The sequence below is a fragment of the Methanobacterium alkalithermotolerans genome (genome assembly GCF_018141185.1).
In the GTDB taxonomy this organism is placed as follows: domain Archaea; phylum Methanobacteriota; class Methanobacteria; order Methanobacteriales; family Methanobacteriaceae; genus Methanobacterium_F; species Methanobacterium_F alkalithermotolerans.
Genome location: NZ_CP058560.1, coordinates 2,083,355 through 2,100,490 on the forward strand (window position 1 = coordinate 2,083,355; position 17,136 = coordinate 2,100,490).

The window sequence follows — 17,136 nt, forward strand, 5'->3', positions numbered from 1 at the left end:
ATTAAATCTAATAGGAGGAATTAACTATATTTTGCCCGAAATGTGGTCATGAGAATGAACCTGATTCAAAATTTTGTGAAAAATGCGGAACATCACTGAGTAATCTTGCTTCTCCTCAGAAATCAAAAAATACATTCACGGAAAAAAAATCCCCCTCCCCACCTAAAAATAATGATAATGCTCTTATTCTGGTGGCATTAGTGGGATTGGTGGTTGTTTTAGGCTTAGCAGCAGGTTACTTATTAAATTTAAATTTTATGGAGGATACTGCTGAAAATGAATCCAGTACTCAATTATCAGAAAGTTCAGGTTTTCCCGTAACTGAAGCACCTGCTTTAGCATCTGAAATTTCAAGATATGATGGTAAAATAAGTAACATTCAATATAAAGGACTGAACCTGGATAAAAATCAGTGCCTGTACTTAATGGCCCGATCAATAACCCTGATAGATCAAGGAGAAAAAATTAATATACCTATCCGTAACTATGCCGGCCCAGCTAACCCCTATGGAGTACTATCCTCTGCTAATGTAGCTCGAGTTAATTATGTGGATATGGCCTCCCGGACATATATCTGGATGGATAACAATGGGCAAGCCCCTAATTATACTGGAATTTATACTCCTGGATCCCCGGACCTGTCTTCTGATTTAACCTTTAAACTATTCATGAAAGTATTAACCCAATATAAAAATACGGGAAAACTTCCCGCTACAGTATTTGTCAGTTAATGAGGCTTAATCATGGAAAAACAGAAAAAAATAATGGTAATTATCATTTTATTTTCAATATTCTTAATTACAACTGTTACATCAACCTTCCTCCTCTCCCCCTCCCCTGAATTGAATCCTTTTAATGGAGAGGAAAATATCTTTCAACCAGAAAACACTGAAAATCAGGATATAATTGAATCTAAAACTGTTCTTTTAGGCAAAAGAGACTATGGCAATGTTAAAAGAGAAGGACCTTTTGGAGATTCTTCATCCCCCACCAAAATTGCTTATATTATAGGGGTACATCCCAATGAGCATAATTCCCATCAGGCAATATTAGAAGCAATTAAAAGTAATCAAAATAATCTCAAACACTGCTACTATGTTTATCAGGTACAGGTAACTAAAGATGCTGCTGATTATAGCAAAGGAAGAATGAATGGTCAGTTACTGGCTCAGGAATTCGTGGTAACTGATATAAAAAAAACTGATTTTAAATTAGCAATTGATATTCATTCTCATCAGGGTGCCTATGAGGAGGAAAGATTCATATTTGCCCCGGTAGAGGGTGGTGCTGCTGAAAAAATTGCCAGAGATATTAAAAATAAAATCCCCTGGATGGTATACTATTTTCCTTTTTCACAAACCAGCCCGGAATATGTAACCATACCCCTTGACAATGCAGGTATCCCGGCAGTAATCTATGAAACCTATCTATATGAACCTTACTCCCTTACAAGATCCCATGCCGATGTTTTTGTAAAACAGGTAGATACTCTGGTTTTTTAAAGCCAGAAAATCTTTTCTTTTTTTGAAATATAAAACAAGCTATTTTTTAGTTAAAATCCAATTCAAAAAAAAAAAAAAAATAAAAATTAAATTATTTTATAGTAATCCAGGAAAGCTAACATCATAGCATAGGAGTCATTCACTGTTTTAGTACTGGCATAACCATGAGCGATAGTTACTTCAGGAGTTACTGACACTATTCCTGCTAAATTGGCCACATCTTCCAATGCTCCAGGATATTCTACACCTGCCTGGTTATAGGCATATACTGCGCATCCCGTTTTCTGAGCAATATAAGATGCCAGAACAAAACTTTCGTAGTTAGGTGATTTACTACATACCACTGCATCTTCACCAGGATCACCACCTGGCCGGGTAGAGTGATAATCCCCCAGAGCTATAACACTTAAACTTTGAGCTTTTTTCAAGATCACATTGGTAGGGCTTCCTGCTACATTTGCAATCTTATTAGGACTTTTACCATTCCAGTACCTGTAAGAATTTGCCGAGTTAACCGGTATCACAAAAGGCACTATATATACTGTCCCTTTCAATACCTTACCATCCAGATAATTTATCAGCTTCATGGCAGCTATAGGGGCTGGTAATTCATCTCCATGCACTCCTGCTGTTATCATTACTTTAGGACCACTACCATCACCAAAAGTAATCATTGGAGTGCCTTTTTTAGCTGCATTAATTACTGCTGTAGTCAGGTCACTTTTTGGCATGTACTGATTAAAATAACTATTTCTGGTAATATCTCCTCCAGTAGCATAGTTTATGATTTCAATGGCATAGTTAGTTTCTACCGGTACACCAGGAGGACTCGCAGGTAGCTTTTGTCCAATCCAGTTGTTTATGGTGGCGAAGTTAGGTAGTGTTTTTTGTGTTCCATGGAAGGCGATTATTCGGGAGTACATGTATATGGTTGATTCGTAGCTTATTGTTCCTCTGCTACTTGTTATGGATGGTGGTGCCTTGGTGGTGGTTTCTATGTGGTTTTTGATGGTTTGTGCTAGTTGCAGGTATTCTGCTTTTTGTATATTGCCGGAGTTTATTTGTTCCGGGCTGTAGGTGGGTGCGGTTACAGTGTACTGGGTTAAAGGACTATTTATTCTCTGGTTTAGATTGAGAGTGGCAGTGGTTAGCATGTGCAGGAAGTCCGGCATTTTAACCTGTCTGTTGTTAATGGTTACAAAGTTGGGCAGTACTCTATTGTTCTGTATGAAGTTTCTTACTCTTAATGCGGCGTTTTCTATTTGTGCAACTGTATAAGAGCTACCGGTTGGTGTTAAATGGCCTTGAACAGGTGGTTGTGGTTCTGGTGTGGGGTTAGGTTGAACAGGTGGTTGTGGTTCTGGTGTGGGGTTTGGTTGGGCTGGTGGGTTTTGTGGTAGTTTTTGTCCGTTCCAGTTGTTTATGGTGGCGAAGTTGGGTAGTGTTTTTTGTGTTCCGTGGAAGGCAATTATACGGGAGAACATGTATATGGTTGATTCGTAGCTTATTGTTCCTCTACTACTTGTTATGGATGGTGGTGCCTTGGTGGTGGTTTCTATGTGGTTTTTGATGGTTTGTGCTAGCTGTAAATATTCTGCTTTTTGTATATTGCCTGAATTGATTTGTTCAGGGCTGTAGGTGGGTGCGGTTACGGTGTACTGGGTGAGGGGTGTGTTTTTTGATTGGCCCAGGTTTATGGTGGTGGTTGATAGTATGTGCAGGAAGTCAGGCATGCTTACCTGTTTTTTGTTGATGGTGACGTAGTTGGGTAGTACTTTATTGACTTGTATGAAGTTTCTTACCCGGGTTGCAGCGTCTTCTATTTGAGCCACAGAATAAGAATTACCAGTTGAAACTAAAGGCTCATTAACCTGACTGTTTTCTATATTATTAACATTTATGGTTTCTAAATCAGGATCAACTATTTCAACCGCACTTATTTCTCCAATACTGAGAAATCCTATAATTATGAAAATTCCCATTAGTATTATACATTCTTTTCTAATAATACCTCCTCCTACCTCATAAAAAAAAGGTAATTTTTAATTAATAATTATTTTAATTTCCAAGGATATATAACTTGTTTCAAGTATCTTAATAACATTTTAAGCCAGTTATACGGCTTTAAATTATCAGATTTAAAAACAGGGATTCATCAGGACTTTTATTTCTGGAATAATTTTAAAAAAAGATAATTTTAACTTAATAAGAGAATTTGGACAAAAATTAACGCTTAAATTTTAAAAAAGCAGAAGAATATTAAATAATTTGCTAATTTCAAAAAAATAAATAAAAAACCTGTTTTATACAGGTTTTAAGCGGATATTAAATAATAATTGCTGTTTGGCATTTTTTCCTTACCACTAGCTCCACAATAGTCTGCACCACATCTACCGCAGCTCCATTCTCCATCTACTACTCCTTTAGGATTCCATAGAAGTGTACCATGATTTTTACATCGCACACAGTAGTTAACAAAGGAAGAAGTACTGTAAGTATAGCCAGATATTCCACAGGTACACTTAGCCGTAACTTTAACGACTTCGGGAGTTATCTCCACATTATATGCACCATTTAGATGAGGCGGAGACGTATGACTTTCAAACAAACTCATAGGGGCTGCTCCAACAGGTGAATTAGGCAGTTTTTGTCCGTTCCAGTTGTTTATGGTGGCGAAGTTGGGTAGTGTTTTTTGTGTTCCATGGAAGGCAATGATTCGAGAATACATGTATATTATTGATTCGTAGCTTAGGGTCCCTCGGGTAGATTGTATAGCAAATGGGGCCTGATTATTGGTTTCCATGTATTTAAGCATATTTTTTGCCAGGAAAATGTATTCCAGGCTATAAATATTGCCTGCATTGACTTGTTGTGTACTGTGAGTGGGTTCAGGCACATGGTATTGAGTTACGGCAGTGGTTATTTTCTGGTTTAAATTGATAGTACTTTGCAATAAAATATGCAAAAAGTCAGACATTTTAACCTGCCGGTTGTTAATGGTCACAAACTCAGGCAATTTATTATTGTTCTGGATGAAATTTCTTACCCATGTGGCAGCATTTTCTATTTGTGTCACAGAATACGAATAACTCGTTTTTATTATCTTATCTGGAGATGGCTGCTCTCCTTCTGGATCAGGGGTAGGTACTTCAGGTTCTGGCTGCGTTACTGGCGGATTGTTAGGTAGTTTTTGTCCGTTCCAGTTGTTTATGGTGGCGAAGTTGGGTAGTGTTTTTTGTGTTCCATGGAAGGCAATTATACGCGAGAACATGAATATGGCTGATTCGTAGCTTATTGTTCCTCTACTACTTGTTATGGATGGTGGTGCCTTGGTGGTGGTTTCTATATGGTTTTTGATGGTTTGTGCTAGTTGTAAGTATTCTGTTCTTAATATATTACCTGAATTGATTTGTTCAGGGCTGTAGGTGGGTGCGGTTACAGTGTACTGGGTTAAAGGACTATTTATTCTCTGGTTTAGATTGAGGGTGGCAGTGGTTAGTATGTGCAGGAAGTCCGGCATACTTACTTGCTTTCTATTTATGGTTACAAAGTTGGGCAGTACTCTATTATTCTGGATGAAGTTTCTTACTCTTAATGCTGCATCTTCTATTTGTGCAACTGTATAAGAGTTACCGGTTGATGTTAGCTGGCCTTGAACAGGTGGTTGTGGTTCTGGTGTGGGGTTAGGTTGAACAGGTGGTTGTGGTTCTGGTGTGGGGTTAGGTTGGGCTGGTGGTTGTGGTTCTGGTGTGGGGTTAGGTTGGTTGGTTGGGTTTTGTGGTAGTTTTTGTCCGTTCCAGTTGTTTATGGTGGCGAAGTTGGGTAGTGTTTTTTGTGTTCCGTGGAAGGCGATTATTCGGGAGTACATGTATATGGTTGATTCGTAGCTTATTGTTCCTCTGCTACTTGTTATGGATGGTGGTGCCTTGGTGGTGGTTTCTATGTGGTTTTTGATGGTTTGTGCTAGTTGTAAATATTCTGCTTTTTGTATATTACCGGAGTTTATTTGTTCGGGGCTGTGTGTGGGCGGGGTTACGGTGTACTGGGTGAGGGGTGTGTTTTTTGATTGGCCCAGGTTGATGGTGGTGGTTGATAGTATGTGCAGGAAGTCAGGCATGCTTACCTGGTTTTTGTTAATGGTTACAAAGTTGGGCAGTACTCGGTTAACTTGTATGAAGTTTCTTACCCGGGTTGCAGCGTCTTCTATTTGAGCCACAGAATAAGAATTACCAGTAGAAGTCAATTCGTTATTATTAGATGCAGTTTGCATTTCAACATTAGCAGTATCAGTTATATTTTCTGAACCATTATCTACTACGGCATAAATACCATTTACACTCAGTATTGCTATTAAACTAAATAATAAGATCGTTAATATTAATTTTCTTCTAATTATACCTCCTCCCGTCCTATAAAATATGGACATAAATATTTAATACCATATATTCACTCTTCAATGATATATAAATACTTTGATTCTAATTGCTAAAATTTTCTATTAAAACGCTCTTTTTTTCAATTAAAGCCCTTTAATTAACTTTACATTTAATAAAAAACCAATACTCCTTATCTAATTCTCTTTTAAATAAAGTAGCTTATCTAAACCTTATTTCAAAAATTAATCCTTCCATAAAAGTATTTTATCTCTAGTTTACTATTATAAATATCTAATAATTTTGATTTCCTATTTCTAAAACTAAAAAAAACCTTTTCAATATATTTTAATAAGAAATAAACGAATATCAATACTTACTTTTTTAATTAAAATTAAAAATACCTTTTTCTTTTTGACTTTTCATTTTATAAAAATAATAGAAATCTTTTTTAATCATTATCATCTGATGTTATGCTGTTCTTATTAATTACGAAAGTCTATTTTCAGATATTTTCTTGACATTAGCTATGAATCCTACTTAGAATTACGAGGTGAATTTTTTGCATAAGAATAATGAAAGTGTTGAAAAATTATTAAATCAGGCATATAATTGTAAATCATCTGATCTAAAATCACTGCTATTTAAAATAGAATCTGAACTGGAAAAAGATCAAAAAAACCAGACTATTTTAAGGGCAAAAACTGTTATTACCAGTAGAATTGCTCTAAATAGCAAATAATTAATTATTTTATAATTAGTTTATAATCCTTTTTTCATGGTTTATCCCCGGGATTTTGTAGATATACAATATAAGACTAAACCTATCTATTTCCCATTAACTTATTAATAGATAGGGCCAAATATATATCCAGGGGTTTAATTGCCAGGATCTTCTTTATATAATTTCAATCCTCGTTGGAATGCACTTAAAATTTCTTTAATTTATTTTACAGCCAGCATTATATGGATAATAGTTTCTGATAGTCTGCTGGAGTTATATTTTTCTCCAGACATGGTTACCCAATTACAAACAGTTAAAGGGACAGTATTTATAATTTTAACCAGCATACTAATTTATATTTTAATTTACAGGGATTTTATTGCTATTAAAAAGGCGGAAAAATCATTTATAAAAACTAAAGAAAAATTTGAACTCCTGGTTAAGGGGGTTAAAGACTATGCTATTTTTATGATAGATCCCTCTGGAAAAATTGTAAGCTGGAATGCTGGAGCTGAACTAATTTATGGTTACAATTCCCCAGAGGTCATGGGGAAAAATTTTTCCATTTTTTTCCCTCCAGAATCTGTTCAAAAGGGGCTGCCTCAAAAAGAACTTGAAATTGCTTCCCTTAAAGGAAATAAATATTTTGAAGGTTGGCGCATAAATAAAAAAGGACTTAAATTTTGGGCAAGCAGTGTCATAACCACCTTGTATGATAAAAAAGGGATCATAAGTGGGTACTCTAATGTTATTCGTGATTTAACTGATTTAAAAAATTTTGAAGAGAATATAAGGGCTAATAATGACTATCTAGCTGCAATTATAGATTCTTCACCCCTGGCCATTTATGATCTGGATCTGGAGGGAAAAATTAAGTCTATCTGGAATCCTGCAGCAGAAAACATTTTTGGATGGAAAAAAGAGGAGGTAATAAACAAAACTTTACCCATTATAACTAAGGATAATACCCCTGATTTTATGAAATTAAAGCAGAAAATTATGGATGATGAACCATTCACCGATTTAAGATTGCAAACTTTCACCAAAGAGGGTAAAGAAACTTATTTAAGTTTTTCAGCTGCACCACTGCATGATTCCCGGGGGAAAGTTAATGGTATAATGTCAATTGCAGCAGATATAAGTAAACAGGTATTTTATTTGCATAAGATTGAAAAATTAAGCCATGAATTAGAAATAAAAGTAGAAGACCGAACTAAAGAATTACTGGAAGCTAATGAAAAGCTAAAAGAACTTGATAAATTGAAGTCTCTATTTATAGCTTCTATGAGTCATGAGCTACGAACTCCTCTAAATTCAATTATAGGATTCACCAGTGTAATACTGCAGGGCATGACCGGCGATATAAACCCTGAACAGGAAAAACAACTCAATATAGTAAAATATAGTGCTAATCACCTTCTTTCTATGATTAATGACATTATCGATCTTAGTAAAATCGAAGCAGGAAAAGTAGATTTTTATATAAATGAATTTGATTATGTAACACTGGTTAAAGAAGTAATAACTTCTTTTGAAAATGAAATTAATTCTAAAAATATCAGATTATCACTGGACCTTCCTTCCACACTCTTCTTAAAAAGCGATGAACAAAGAGTCAGGCAAATTTTAATGAACATGGCAAGTAACGCTGTTAAATTTACTGAAGAAGGAAAAATTGACATTTATTTAAGCAAAAAATGTGAAAAAATAATATTTTGTATTAAAGATACAGGAATAGGTATCAAACAAGAAGACCTTTCTAAACTTTTCCAGCCTTTCAGCCGCATTAATGTGGAAGAAATGCCTTCTACTGAAGGAACCGGATTGGGACTATATCTATCCAAAAAACTTTCTAAAAACTTAGGTGGGGATTTAATGGTAAGAAGTGAATATGGAAAAGGCAGCACTTTTAAATTTACCCTTCCTGTTGAAAGGAGGAGTGTGGATGAAAAAGATACTGGTTGTTGAAGATAATGAAAATAACATGTATCTAATTACATATATCCTTGAAAATCAGGGTTATTCTGTTATAAAAGCTTTAAATGGCGCTGAAGGAGTTGAAAAAGCCTTAAACACATCCCCTGATCTTATATTAATGGATATTCAGCTACCTGATTTTGATGGATTTGAAGTAACTAAAAGAATCAGAAAATCAAATAATAGTATACCTATTATTGCTTTGACTTCTTATGCCATGGTAGGTGATAAGGAAAAGGCTTTAAAATCAGGTTTCACAGGATATGTTGAAAAACCAATTAATATTGATACTATCATGGATGAAATAGAGAAATTTTTTTGAGAGGGACAAATATGAAGGTTCTCATTGTGGATGACTTATCCAACAACCGATATTTACTGGAATCCATTTTAAAAGGTAATAATTATGAGGTTAAATCTGCCAAAAATGGAGTAGAAGCCCTCCAAATATTGAATAAATATCACTTTGACCTTATAATCTCTGATATATTAATGCCTAAAATGGATGGTTATCAATTTCTTAGAGAGTGCAAAAAGAACCCGGAATTTAAGAAAATTCCTTTTATTTTTTATTCAGGAACATATACTTCTAAAGAAGATAAAGAATTTGCACTTAAATTAGGTGCAGATAAATTCATTGTTAAGCCCACCGAAACCGGGGAATTCATTAAAATTATAGAAGAGGTCATAGAAAAGGCAAATATTAATAATTTTGAAATTTCACAAAGTACTTTAGAAAGCGAAGATACTTTTTTAAAGCTTTACAATGTCCGTTTAATAGAAAAATTAGAAAATAAACTGGAAGAGTTGCAAGAAACTAATAAAAAATTAAAATCAGAGATTGAAAATAGAAAAAAAGCAGAAAAGTCTTTAAGAGCCAGTGAAGAAAAGTTTAAAAATCTTTTCCATACCATGTTTCAAGGAGTGGTTTATCAGGATGCCCAGGGTAATATTATTTCGGCTAATCCTGCTGCTTTAAAGATTCTAGGTTTGAATATGGATCAATTAAAAGATAGAACTTCAATGGACCCTAATTGGAAATCAATCCATGAAGATGGTTCAGATTTTCCTGGAGAGGATCACCCTTCTATGATATCTTTAAAGACAGGAAAGCCAGTCAATAATATTATTATGGGAGTTTTCAACCCATCTGAAAATAATTACCGGTGGATAAATATTAATGCCGTTCCTCAGTTTAAACCTGGAGAACAAAAACCAGTTCAGGTGTATACCACCCTGGAGGATATAACCTACAGGAAAAAAATTGAAGATGATCTAAGACTTTCTCTGGAAGAAAAGGAAGTACTTATAAAAGAAATCCATCACCGGGTGAAAAACAATATGCAGATTATATCCAGTCTGCTAAACCTGCAAAAGATTTATTATTCCCATCATAGTATCTCCGATATTATTAAGGCCAGCCAGATCAGGATTAAATCCATGGCCATGATCCATGAAAAGCTCTATCAATCCCACCAACTCTCTAGAATTGATTTTGAGGATTATATAAAAAGCTTGATATCTGAAATTTCTGCTACCTACAGTGTTAATCAGAATAAAATTGAAATTGAAATGGAGGTAAGGGACATATTTTTAGATATTGACCTGGCCATTCCCTGCGGCCTTATAATAAATGAACTGGTATCTAATTCCCTGAAACATGCTTTTAAGGATAAAGAAAAAGGAAAAATAAATATTTTCATGGATAAAAAAGGAAACGAGTATTGCCTGAGTATTAAAGATAATGGAGTGGGACTTTCCCGGGATTTTGATTTTGAAAATTTAAATACCCTGGGTATGGATCTGGTAAAATCATTAATAAAACAAATTGATGGAGAATTGGAAATAAAAAGAGAAAAGGGGACTCAATTTATAATAAAATTTCTTAAATAGGATTTATATGTCTTTAAATTACTCTTATTCAATCAAAACCCTCTATTTTACTAAATCATAATCCTAAAAGGCACTGAGGTCTTTCTTTTCGGTATTTAACTCTCTGCCTGGTGGGAGAAACAACTCCCTGATATCCTTCCATGGTGGTTTGAATATCATAATGGAGCAAGTTATCTAATCTATCCTTTATTTCATCCAGGTAGTACTTCACCATCTCCAGAGATCTTTCGGTAGATATATCGTTTTCTTCCAATCCTTCGTCAATAACACCCTCTAAACATTCTAAATTAAAGCTTAAATCTTCGTAAAATTTTTTAAATTCTTCGTAAGGGAAAATTAATAATTTTTCACCTTCTAAAAAAACTCCCAGATTATAAAATACTGTTTCATCTTTTCCAAGTTCTATTATACTGAGTTTAATACTCATCCCTCCTGGAAATTAAATTATATACTAAAGTGTTATTGTGGATTAGGTAAAAGAGCAGATGAAAAGTAATTATTAATAAAAATTAAGATATAATGGTATAATTTATGTATCAATAAGAACATATAATTATCAAGGGGTGAATTATATGGATGAAAAGGATATTCAGGACTTTGTGGATAACTTTAAAGGTATGACCTGGGATGATCTGGAAGATGTTCTGGCAGTTATGACCAGAGAAGATATGGTTTTAGCCATACATAAACTCAAAAAAAGATTTGGTTGATTTTAAAGCCTTAAATTTTAACCATTATCTCATTTTTCCGGAGAAAACCCGGAATGGCCGGATGATTGTACTGGGCTACTATAAAATTTGATTCAGGTTCAATACCTTTCTGGGAAAGCCATTTACTCATTTCATTAATTTTTTCACGGGCTAACTGGGACTTAACCCGGCCTGAAAACTGCAAAACAGCCATTTTTTGATTTTTATATTCTTTAAAATTTATCCTTTTATCCTCTGGCTGGGGGAGTGTACTCAGAGTATATTTAGAGGGCATGGTAAATGATATACGATGCACATTACCCCTGGTTTTCTCTTCAGTAACCGGGATGGTCATGGCTATTTTTTCGGACTTTATCTCCTGAGTTACCGGTTTAGTCATGGCTATACTTTCAGATGGTTCTAAAGTTTCTTCAGAAACAGGCACCGTCATATCAATATCTGACTTTTTTTTATTGGCCCCAAATATATAACCGGCCAGTATGGAAAAACCCTTTCCCAATGCACTATCAAAATCCGCCTCTACATCCACCTGGGCCAGAATATAACCCGGATATAATCTGATTTCAAACTTTCCTTCTTTCTCCTCAACTTGATATGCAGGGCTTTCAGTCATGGGTATACCTCTAATTATATATTATGGTGGAGAAGGATTAAATAATTTTTTATAAATTACACTCTATCTTTGGGGGCTTTTTTTCAAATTTTAATAGCTTAATATCTTTCATTAAAAAAATTAGCCCCCTAATTTATAAGAGTGGTATTTTAAAGATTTAATTAAAAGTAAAAGCTTCTTAAAACCAAAAAATATAATATTAATTAAAATAAAAAATATTAATACCTAAGGGAGGTGGATTAATTGGACAATGAGTTAAGAAGGGAATTAATTGAAAAGTCCCCTATTACCTTTAAAGGTTTAAGGAAACTAAATATTGGGGCAGGGGTTTTACACCTGATACAGGGCCTTTTACTGGTAGGTCTGGGTATATGGTTGGAGTGGAGTAGAGAAATTTACACTTTTTATTTGAATTTTGAAGTGGTATCAGTTAATCCTTTAGTTTTCCAGGTACTACCTGATCCCCAGGTAATTTTTACAGTGGAAAATTTAGGGGTGATTCTGGCATCTTTCCTCTTGATTTCCGCAGTGGCCCATTTTGTAATTGCTTTTATTAGAAACAAGAATTACAATGAAAATCTGAAAAAAGGAATGAATCCTTACCGCTGGTACGAATATGCCTTTTCCAGCTCGATAATGATAGTCCTCATTGCCCAGTTTTTGGGGATTTGGGATTTATGGTCTCTGGTGATGATATTTGTATTAAATGCCACCATGATAATGTTTGGTTATCTCATGGAGAAAATAAATCAGTATCCTAAAAAAACAGACTGGTCTCCTTATTTACTGGGGTGTATTTCTGGGTTTACCCCCTGGATTGTTATGGCTGCTTACTTTGTAGCTGCCCTGGGGTCTGGAGAAACAGAGCCTCCTACTTTTGTGTACCTGATACTGCTTATCTACTTTATAATGTTCAACACTTTTTCCATAAACATGATACTGCAGTACAAGGGAATTAGCAAGTGGAAGGACTATCTCTATGGTGAAAGGGTATACATTATACTCAGCTTAATTGCAAAAACTGCCCTGGCCTGGCTGGTATTTATTGGAATATTTGCTCCATTTTAAAACTTCTCTTTTTTATTTTTTTTATAACTATCCAGTTAACTCCTTATACGAATTTTATCTACCAAAAATTTAAATTGTACTCAACACTTAAATGTTTAATATGAAAATGGAAGAACTAATGAAAAAGTGTCCAAAATGCGGTTGCAAGGACAAAAAAATCCTGAGGAAAATTCAGGATGAACATCGTGCTCATGCCACTATGAAGAGTATTTTATGTGAAGAGTGCGGCTATGAATTCCAATCAGAGGAAAAAGAGGATTAATTTTAATTATAATTAAAATACTGGTTCAAATGGGATTATGTAGCCGGGAGGAGGTAGGATTATAATAGTTAAGTGTAAATAATAAGATCTTCTTTAGAGCGCATAATTTCATTAAATATTCATTAATTGGGGGAAAATATGAAAAAACTACTTTGGTGGCTGATTGCCGGCTCGGGTGGAGGACCTAATAGAGGTAGGATAATTATGGAGTTATACAAACGTCCTAATAATGCTCATCAGCTTTCAGAAAAATTAAATTTAAATTATAAAACAGTAAGACACCACCTTAAAGTTTTAGAAGAAAATAAAATAGTTACTACTGAAGGTAAAAAATATGGGGAACTATATTTTCTCTCAGACCGGATGATGGAAAATTATGATGATTTTAATGCAATTTGGAAGGAAATAGATATAAAAGAGAGGGGGTAATCATGGCACTAATGGGATCAGAACATTATTATATATTAAATGCAGTGGCACTGGGTATTGGGGTTTTGAATATTTCACTACTACTGGCTTTAGTTTATGTTTATAAGAATACCTATAGTGAAGTAAGATCAGAATTTACTTTAGGATTGCTGGTTTTTGCCTTCCTTCTACTTCTTCAGAATTTTATATCAACCGCTTTTCTGGCTATTCAACTGTTTGCCCCGGAAAATATGCAAATTCAAGAGTTTTATCATCCTAGAATGCCTTTGAGTTTTATTAACATTGTGCAATTGATTGCTTTATCCATTCTATTTAAAATAACCCGAAAATGATTCGGGTTACTACTTATTTATTTAAAATATTCATTTTTTTTAAGTTATATTATATTTTATAATAATCACGAAATTAACTAAAGAAATTGAAAGTTTAGCAGATTTTTGTATAATTTGTGCCTAATTTGTGCAGAATCTGGGAATAATTACTTTTAAGATATTATAAATACTATGAATTGAATTTATTTAACTCAAAACTTAAAAATCTTAATTTAAAATTATGAAGAGCCCCTTATTGTTCCATCACCTCCATGCCGGAAAAAATAATCCGGGCTTCTTCATAATTTATATTAATGTGAAAATTTGTTAAATAATTTACAGTAACCACTTAACTGGTTATAGAGGACCCTTTAGTGATGGGAGTAATATTTTCCACCTAACATCATTCCTAAAAATCACTAATAAATAAAGGGGTCCTCAACTTTAACCTTTACTATTTTAAAGATATAAAAAGTGCCAGGGTAAGTACTTTTTAAATGATTAGATTTTTAACTTAACTAATATTTATATTATTATTTTTAAATTTTAATAAAATCGTAAATTTTTAACAGTACTTATAAATATAAACCTGGCGATACATATTTTATAAAAAAAATTCACGGTTCATATTTAATTTATACAATTTCGTGGTGTTTTAAATGGCCTTTCATGTAATGATAATTCCTTCTATGGATTGCCCTTCTAATTGCAGCTACTGCTGGGGTGTGGATAAAGAATCAGATTTGATGAGTCTGGAAACAATTGAAGAAGTGGTTAAATGGCTAAAAAACTTTAGAAAAGGACCGGTGACTTTCACTTTTCATGGGGGAGAACCTCTTTTAGCCGGATATGATTTTTACAAAAAATCACTACCTCTTCTTAGTCAGCAGCTGAGTCATTTAAAACCAGCTTTTGCTATTCAAACTAATTTATGGCTAATGAATGAGGAACTAGCCCAGCTTTTTGCAGAATATAACATTCCCATTGGATCAAGTCTGGATGGACCCCAGGATATTAATGATTTCCAGCGAGGAAAGGGTTACTATGAAAAAACAATGCAAGGATATAAAATTGCCCGGGAAAAAGGCCTGAGAGTGAGTTTCATCAGCACTTTCACCTCCCATTCCATTAAACTCAAAGAAGAAATATTTAAATTCTTCCTGGATAACAATTTAGATCTTAAACTACACCCGGCACTACCCTCCCTGAGGAGTGAAAATCCGGATAAATGGTCTATATCTCCAGAAGAGTATGGTGAATTGTTGGTTTATCTTCTGGATGAGTATCTAGAACACATAGATGATATAGAAATAAAAAATATCGATCATCTCTGCAAAGGAGTTTTCATGCGCCGGGGAGTGGTGTGTACCTATGCGGATTGTGTGGGAGATACCTTTGCCATAGGGCCTGATGGTAATATATATCCCTGTTATCGATTTGTAGGGATGGAAGAATATGTAATGGGCCATGTAAGTAATAATCCCACCATGGAGGAATTATCCCAATCACCAGCCTGGAAAAGCCTGCATCAATGGATGGATCTGGTGGATGAAGAATGTGCTGAATGTAAATATATCAAATTCTGCAGGGGAGGCTGCCCCTACAATGCCTTAACCCTGGATAAAAAGACCCGGAAAATGAAAATAGATGGGGTTGATCACCAGTGCGAGGCCTACAAAATAATATTTAGTGAAATAAGTAATAGGGCTAACAAAGAATTCTTATCATCGTCTATACCTCTTTTTGGGGGCTCCAAACCAAAATCAAAAAAGGCAAGTATCATGGACCTTATGCTTAAATCTTCATAAAAAAGGTAGTTTTACTTAAAACTATCCTGCAGATTTTTTAATAAATTTTTATTTATTTGGATAATTTAATTATCAGAATAATTGAGGACAATTTATGCTTCCTTATGAGCCTTTAATTAAAACCATTCATTCTAAAGTAAAGTGTTACACCCGAAAAACTAAAAAAAAGATAAAGTCCGGTGAAACACACAGTTATAGTTCTAAACAGTTTATCATTCCCTTAAAAAATGATCAGCCTTTTAGCTGTGAGGAAGAGGTTTCTATCCTCAAAAGCGAAGATTTTTTCCGGATGAATAACCTGCTTAATCAAAGAAGAAGTGATTATGAGGAACAATTACAACGTATAATTTCTTTAGAACAGGAATTGAACATCCTTAAAACTAAATTAAAATATTATAATGACCTGGAAGTTGATATTAAGTTATTGAAGCTAAAAAGACTGGAAAGAGAGCTTTTTGAGCTGGAGGAAAAATCAAAAAAACAGGAAGAAAAGATAAATGACCTTAAAAAGAGACTGGAAAAAGATGAAATCATTAATAAAGGTAGCGGGGTCCTGGGAAAATTATCTGACTTATTTATAAATAAGAATGATAAAAATCCCTGAATTTGAATTCAATATAATTTTTTTGGGGGATCTATTAAAGACGGTTTATTTCAATTAATTAGCACTGGATTTATCATTCAAGTGATAATTAAATTTTATTTTGTGGGATATAGGTTTTAACTGCCAGAAAAGAACCCGTAGCAGCACGATTCAAGTCCTGTTGTATATTAACATCATCACCATTTTCCAACCAGTCATACCAGCTATTTTTGGATTCAATGGCTCCACTCTCCAGGAAAAGATCCAGATTGCTGTAGGAGTAATTTATACTGGGACTTAAAAACATGGCTCGGGCTTCATAAAGGTTATGATAATAATGTGAGTTTCCACTCTCACTGTGAGGAGGGCATAACCCATCAGCTATATAGTGGGTGGCTACCCCATAACAGTAACTGGCATATTCATAGTTTTCTAATTGGTAATTAGCTCGACCCTTTTCTAACCAGTAATAAGCCTTATCCTGGGTTAAAGGATATATATGGTACTTAAAATCGAAAAACTTAGTATCAGGAGCAATTGATCCATTTTGCATTTCTTTTAGACTCAATTTTTCCTGAATATCTGGAGGCATAGCATAATAAGTTTCAGCAGCAATATCCCGGTGATTAGTAATAGCCCAGGCTGCGGCAGGCTCCATATAAGACAGGGCCAGTACTACTATTAATAATGAGAAAATTAGAATTTTTAACATATTATCGCTTATTAGATGTATAGTTTCAACTTAAACTATTAATTTACTAATTCGTTCCTAATCGTAAAATAGATTTTATTAATAGATATGTGTACCAGGCACACTATTTAAACTTAGTGGTAAATCTTATTATTTCCATTAAAACATGAGTTTTATAAATTTCTTAATTAA

The 17,136-nt window shown here is 34.1% G+C and carries 18 protein-coding genes and 1 pseudogene; 14 read left to right on the plus strand and 5 right to left on the minus strand.

Translation table 11 applies throughout. The features are described from left to right. Positions 1-26 precede the first annotated feature (26 nt). The 3 genes and pseudogenes from HYG87_RS11105 to HYG87_RS10490 all read left to right on the plus strand — a co-directional run. A pseudogene (locus tag HYG87_RS11105) lies at positions 27-95 on the plus strand (zinc-ribbon domain-containing protein); the annotation flags it as partial. Positions 96-200: 105 nt separating this feature from the next. Then, entirely contained in the window at positions 201-731 is a 531-nt protein-coding gene (locus tag HYG87_RS10485) for a hypothetical protein (protein ID WP_249164855.1), read from the plus strand. A 12-nt stretch (positions 732-743) separates the two neighbouring features. Then, positions 744-1,502 carry a hypothetical protein gene (locus HYG87_RS10490; RefSeq protein WP_211533108.1) on the plus strand — a complete coding sequence of 253 codons (759 nt, stop codon included), beginning with the start codon at positions 744-746 and terminating at the stop codon, positions 1,500-1,502. A gap of 86 nt (positions 1,503-1,588) precedes the next feature. Here HYG87_RS10490 and HYG87_RS10495 read toward each other — a convergent pair whose 3' ends face one another. Next, positions 1,589-3,484, minus strand: coding sequence for a pseudomurein-binding repeat-containing protein (locus tag HYG87_RS10495; protein ID WP_211533109.1), 1,896 nt, complete (start codon positions 3,482-3,484; stop codon positions 1,589-1,591). A 332-nt stretch (positions 3,485-3,816) separates the two neighbouring features. Next, positions 3,817-5,928, minus strand: a complete 2,112-nt coding sequence (locus HYG87_RS10500) for a pseudomurein-binding repeat-containing protein (protein ID WP_211533110.1) — start codon at positions 5,926-5,928, stop codon at positions 3,817-3,819. 509 nt (positions 5,929-6,437) lie between these two features. On the opposite strand from HYG87_RS10500, the gene HYG87_RS10505 reads away from it, so the two are divergent. The 4 genes from HYG87_RS10505 to HYG87_RS10520 all read left to right on the plus strand — a co-directional run bounded on the left by HYG87_RS10505 (position 6,438) and on the right by HYG87_RS10520 (position 10,469). Further along, entirely contained in the window at positions 6,438-6,617 is a 180-nt protein-coding gene (locus tag HYG87_RS10505) for a hypothetical protein (protein WP_211533111.1), read from the plus strand. 141 nt (positions 6,618-6,758) lie between these two features. Further along, a complete protein-coding gene (locus HYG87_RS10510) occupies positions 6,759-8,567 on the plus strand; it encodes a PAS domain-containing sensor histidine kinase (protein ID WP_211533112.1) in 1,809 nt (602 codons plus the stop codon). Continuing rightward, positions 8,545-8,898: a response regulator gene (locus HYG87_RS10515; protein ID WP_211533113.1), complete on the plus strand. Its 354-nt coding sequence runs from the start codon at positions 8,545-8,547 to the stop codon at positions 8,896-8,898. Before HYG87_RS10510 ends, HYG87_RS10515 begins: the two co-directional genes overlap by 23 nt. 11 nt (positions 8,899-8,909) lie before the next feature. Beyond that, on the plus strand, positions 8,910-10,469 hold the full coding sequence (locus HYG87_RS10520; protein WP_211533114.1) for a histidine kinase dimerization/phosphoacceptor domain -containing protein: 1,560 nt from the start codon (positions 8,910-8,912) through the stop codon (positions 10,467-10,469). 55 nt (positions 10,470-10,524) lie between these two features. Here HYG87_RS10520 and HYG87_RS10525 read toward each other — a convergent pair whose 3' ends face one another. Then, a complete protein-coding gene (locus HYG87_RS10525) occupies positions 10,525-10,896 on the minus strand; it encodes a hypothetical protein (RefSeq protein WP_211533115.1) in 372 nt (123 codons plus the stop codon). 145 nt (positions 10,897-11,041) lie between these two features. On the opposite strand from HYG87_RS10525, the gene HYG87_RS10530 reads away from it, so the two are divergent. Next, positions 11,042-11,179, plus strand: coding sequence for a hypothetical protein (locus HYG87_RS10530; RefSeq protein ID WP_211533116.1), 138 nt, complete (start codon positions 11,042-11,044; stop codon positions 11,177-11,179). Positions 11,180-11,189: 10 nt separating this feature from the next. On the opposite strand, the gene HYG87_RS10535 is transcribed toward HYG87_RS10530, so the two are convergent. Further along, positions 11,190-11,792: an SOUL family heme-binding protein gene (locus tag HYG87_RS10535; RefSeq protein ID WP_211533117.1), complete on the minus strand. Its 603-nt coding sequence runs from the start codon at positions 11,790-11,792 to the stop codon at positions 11,190-11,192. Positions 11,793-12,035: 243 nt separating this feature from the next. On the opposite strand from HYG87_RS10535, the gene heR reads away from it, so the two are divergent. The 6 genes from heR to HYG87_RS10565 all read left to right on the plus strand — a co-directional run bounded on the left by heR (position 12,036) and on the right by HYG87_RS10565 (position 16,274). Then, positions 12,036-12,860, plus strand: coding sequence for a heliorhodopsin HeR (gene heR / locus HYG87_RS10540; RefSeq protein WP_211533118.1), 825 nt, complete (start codon positions 12,036-12,038; stop codon positions 12,858-12,860). Between the two features lie 100 nt (positions 12,861-12,960). Next, a complete protein-coding gene (locus tag HYG87_RS10545; protein ID WP_211533119.1) occupies positions 12,961-13,122 on the plus strand; it encodes a TIGR04165 family Cys-rich peptide in 162 nt (53 codons plus the stop codon). A 138-nt stretch (positions 13,123-13,260) separates the two neighbouring features. After that, positions 13,261-13,551: an ArsR/SmtB family transcription factor gene (locus tag HYG87_RS10550; RefSeq protein ID WP_211533120.1), complete on the plus strand. Its 291-nt coding sequence runs from the start codon at positions 13,261-13,263 to the stop codon at positions 13,549-13,551. A 2-nt stretch (positions 13,552-13,553) separates the two neighbouring features. Next, the gene (locus tag HYG87_RS10555; RefSeq protein WP_249164856.1) at positions 13,554-13,883 is read left to right on the plus strand and encodes a hypothetical protein; all 330 of its coding nucleotides are present in this window, start codon (positions 13,554-13,556) and stop codon (positions 13,881-13,883) included. Positions 13,884-14,521: 638 nt separating this feature from the next. After that, a complete protein-coding gene (locus tag HYG87_RS10560) occupies positions 14,522-15,670 on the plus strand; it encodes a TIGR04083 family peptide-modifying radical SAM enzyme (protein ID WP_211533121.1) in 1,149 nt (382 codons plus the stop codon). Between the two features lie 94 nt (positions 15,671-15,764). Further along, positions 15,765-16,274, plus strand: coding sequence for a hypothetical protein (locus HYG87_RS10565; protein WP_211533122.1), 510 nt, complete (start codon positions 15,765-15,767; stop codon positions 16,272-16,274). An 88-nt stretch (positions 16,275-16,362) separates the two neighbouring features. Here the strand turns inward: HYG87_RS10565 and HYG87_RS10570 are convergent, their stop codons facing one another. Then, entirely contained in the window at positions 16,363-16,965 is a 603-nt protein-coding gene (locus HYG87_RS10570; protein ID WP_211533123.1) for a zinc dependent phospholipase C family protein, read from the minus strand. Between the last annotated feature and the right edge of the window lie 171 nt (positions 16,966-17,136).

Coding starts and splice junctions, on each gene's coding strand:
- HYG87_RS10535 (WP_211533117.1), bottom strand. CDS start 11,792: ATGACTGAAAGCCCTGCATATCAAGTTGAGGAGAAAGAAGGAAAGTTT.
- HYG87_RS10570 (WP_211533123.1), bottom strand. CDS start 16,965: ATGTTAAAAATTCTAATTTTCTCATTATTAATAGTAGTACTGGCCCTG.
- HYG87_RS10530 (WP_211533116.1), top strand. CDS start 11,042: ATGGATGAAAAGGATATTCAGGACTTTGTGGATAACTTTAAAGGTATG.
- HYG87_RS10525 (WP_211533115.1), bottom strand. CDS start 10,896: ATGAGTATTAAACTCAGTATAATAGAACTTGGAAAAGATGAAACAGTA.
- HYG87_RS10550 (WP_211533120.1), top strand. CDS start 13,261: ATGAAAAAACTACTTTGGTGGCTGATTGCCGGCTCGGGTGGAGGACCT.
- HYG87_RS10495 (WP_211533109.1), bottom strand. CDS start 3,484: ATGGGAATTTTCATAATTATAGGATTTCTCAGTATTGGAGAAATAAGT.
- HYG87_RS10555 (WP_249164856.1), top strand. CDS start 13,554: ATGGCACTAATGGGATCAGAACATTATTATATATTAAATGCAGTGGCA.
- HYG87_RS10545 (WP_211533119.1), top strand. CDS start 12,961: ATGAAAATGGAAGAACTAATGAAAAAGTGTCCAAAATGCGGTTGCAAG.
- HYG87_RS10560 (WP_211533121.1), top strand. CDS start 14,522: ATGGCCTTTCATGTAATGATAATTCCTTCTATGGATTGCCCTTCTAAT.
- HYG87_RS10500 (WP_211533110.1), bottom strand. CDS start 5,928: ATGTCCATATTTTATAGGACGGGAGGAGGTATAATTAGAAGAAAATTA.
- HYG87_RS10565 (WP_211533122.1), top strand. CDS start 15,765: ATGCTTCCTTATGAGCCTTTAATTAAAACCATTCATTCTAAAGTAAAG.
- HYG87_RS10520 (WP_211533114.1), top strand. CDS start 8,910: ATGAAGGTTCTCATTGTGGATGACTTATCCAACAACCGATATTTACTG.
- HYG87_RS10490 (WP_211533108.1), top strand. CDS start 744: ATGGAAAAACAGAAAAAAATAATGGTAATTATCATTTTATTTTCAATA.
- HYG87_RS10515 (WP_211533113.1), top strand. CDS start 8,545: ATGAAAAAGATACTGGTTGTTGAAGATAATGAAAATAACATGTATCTA.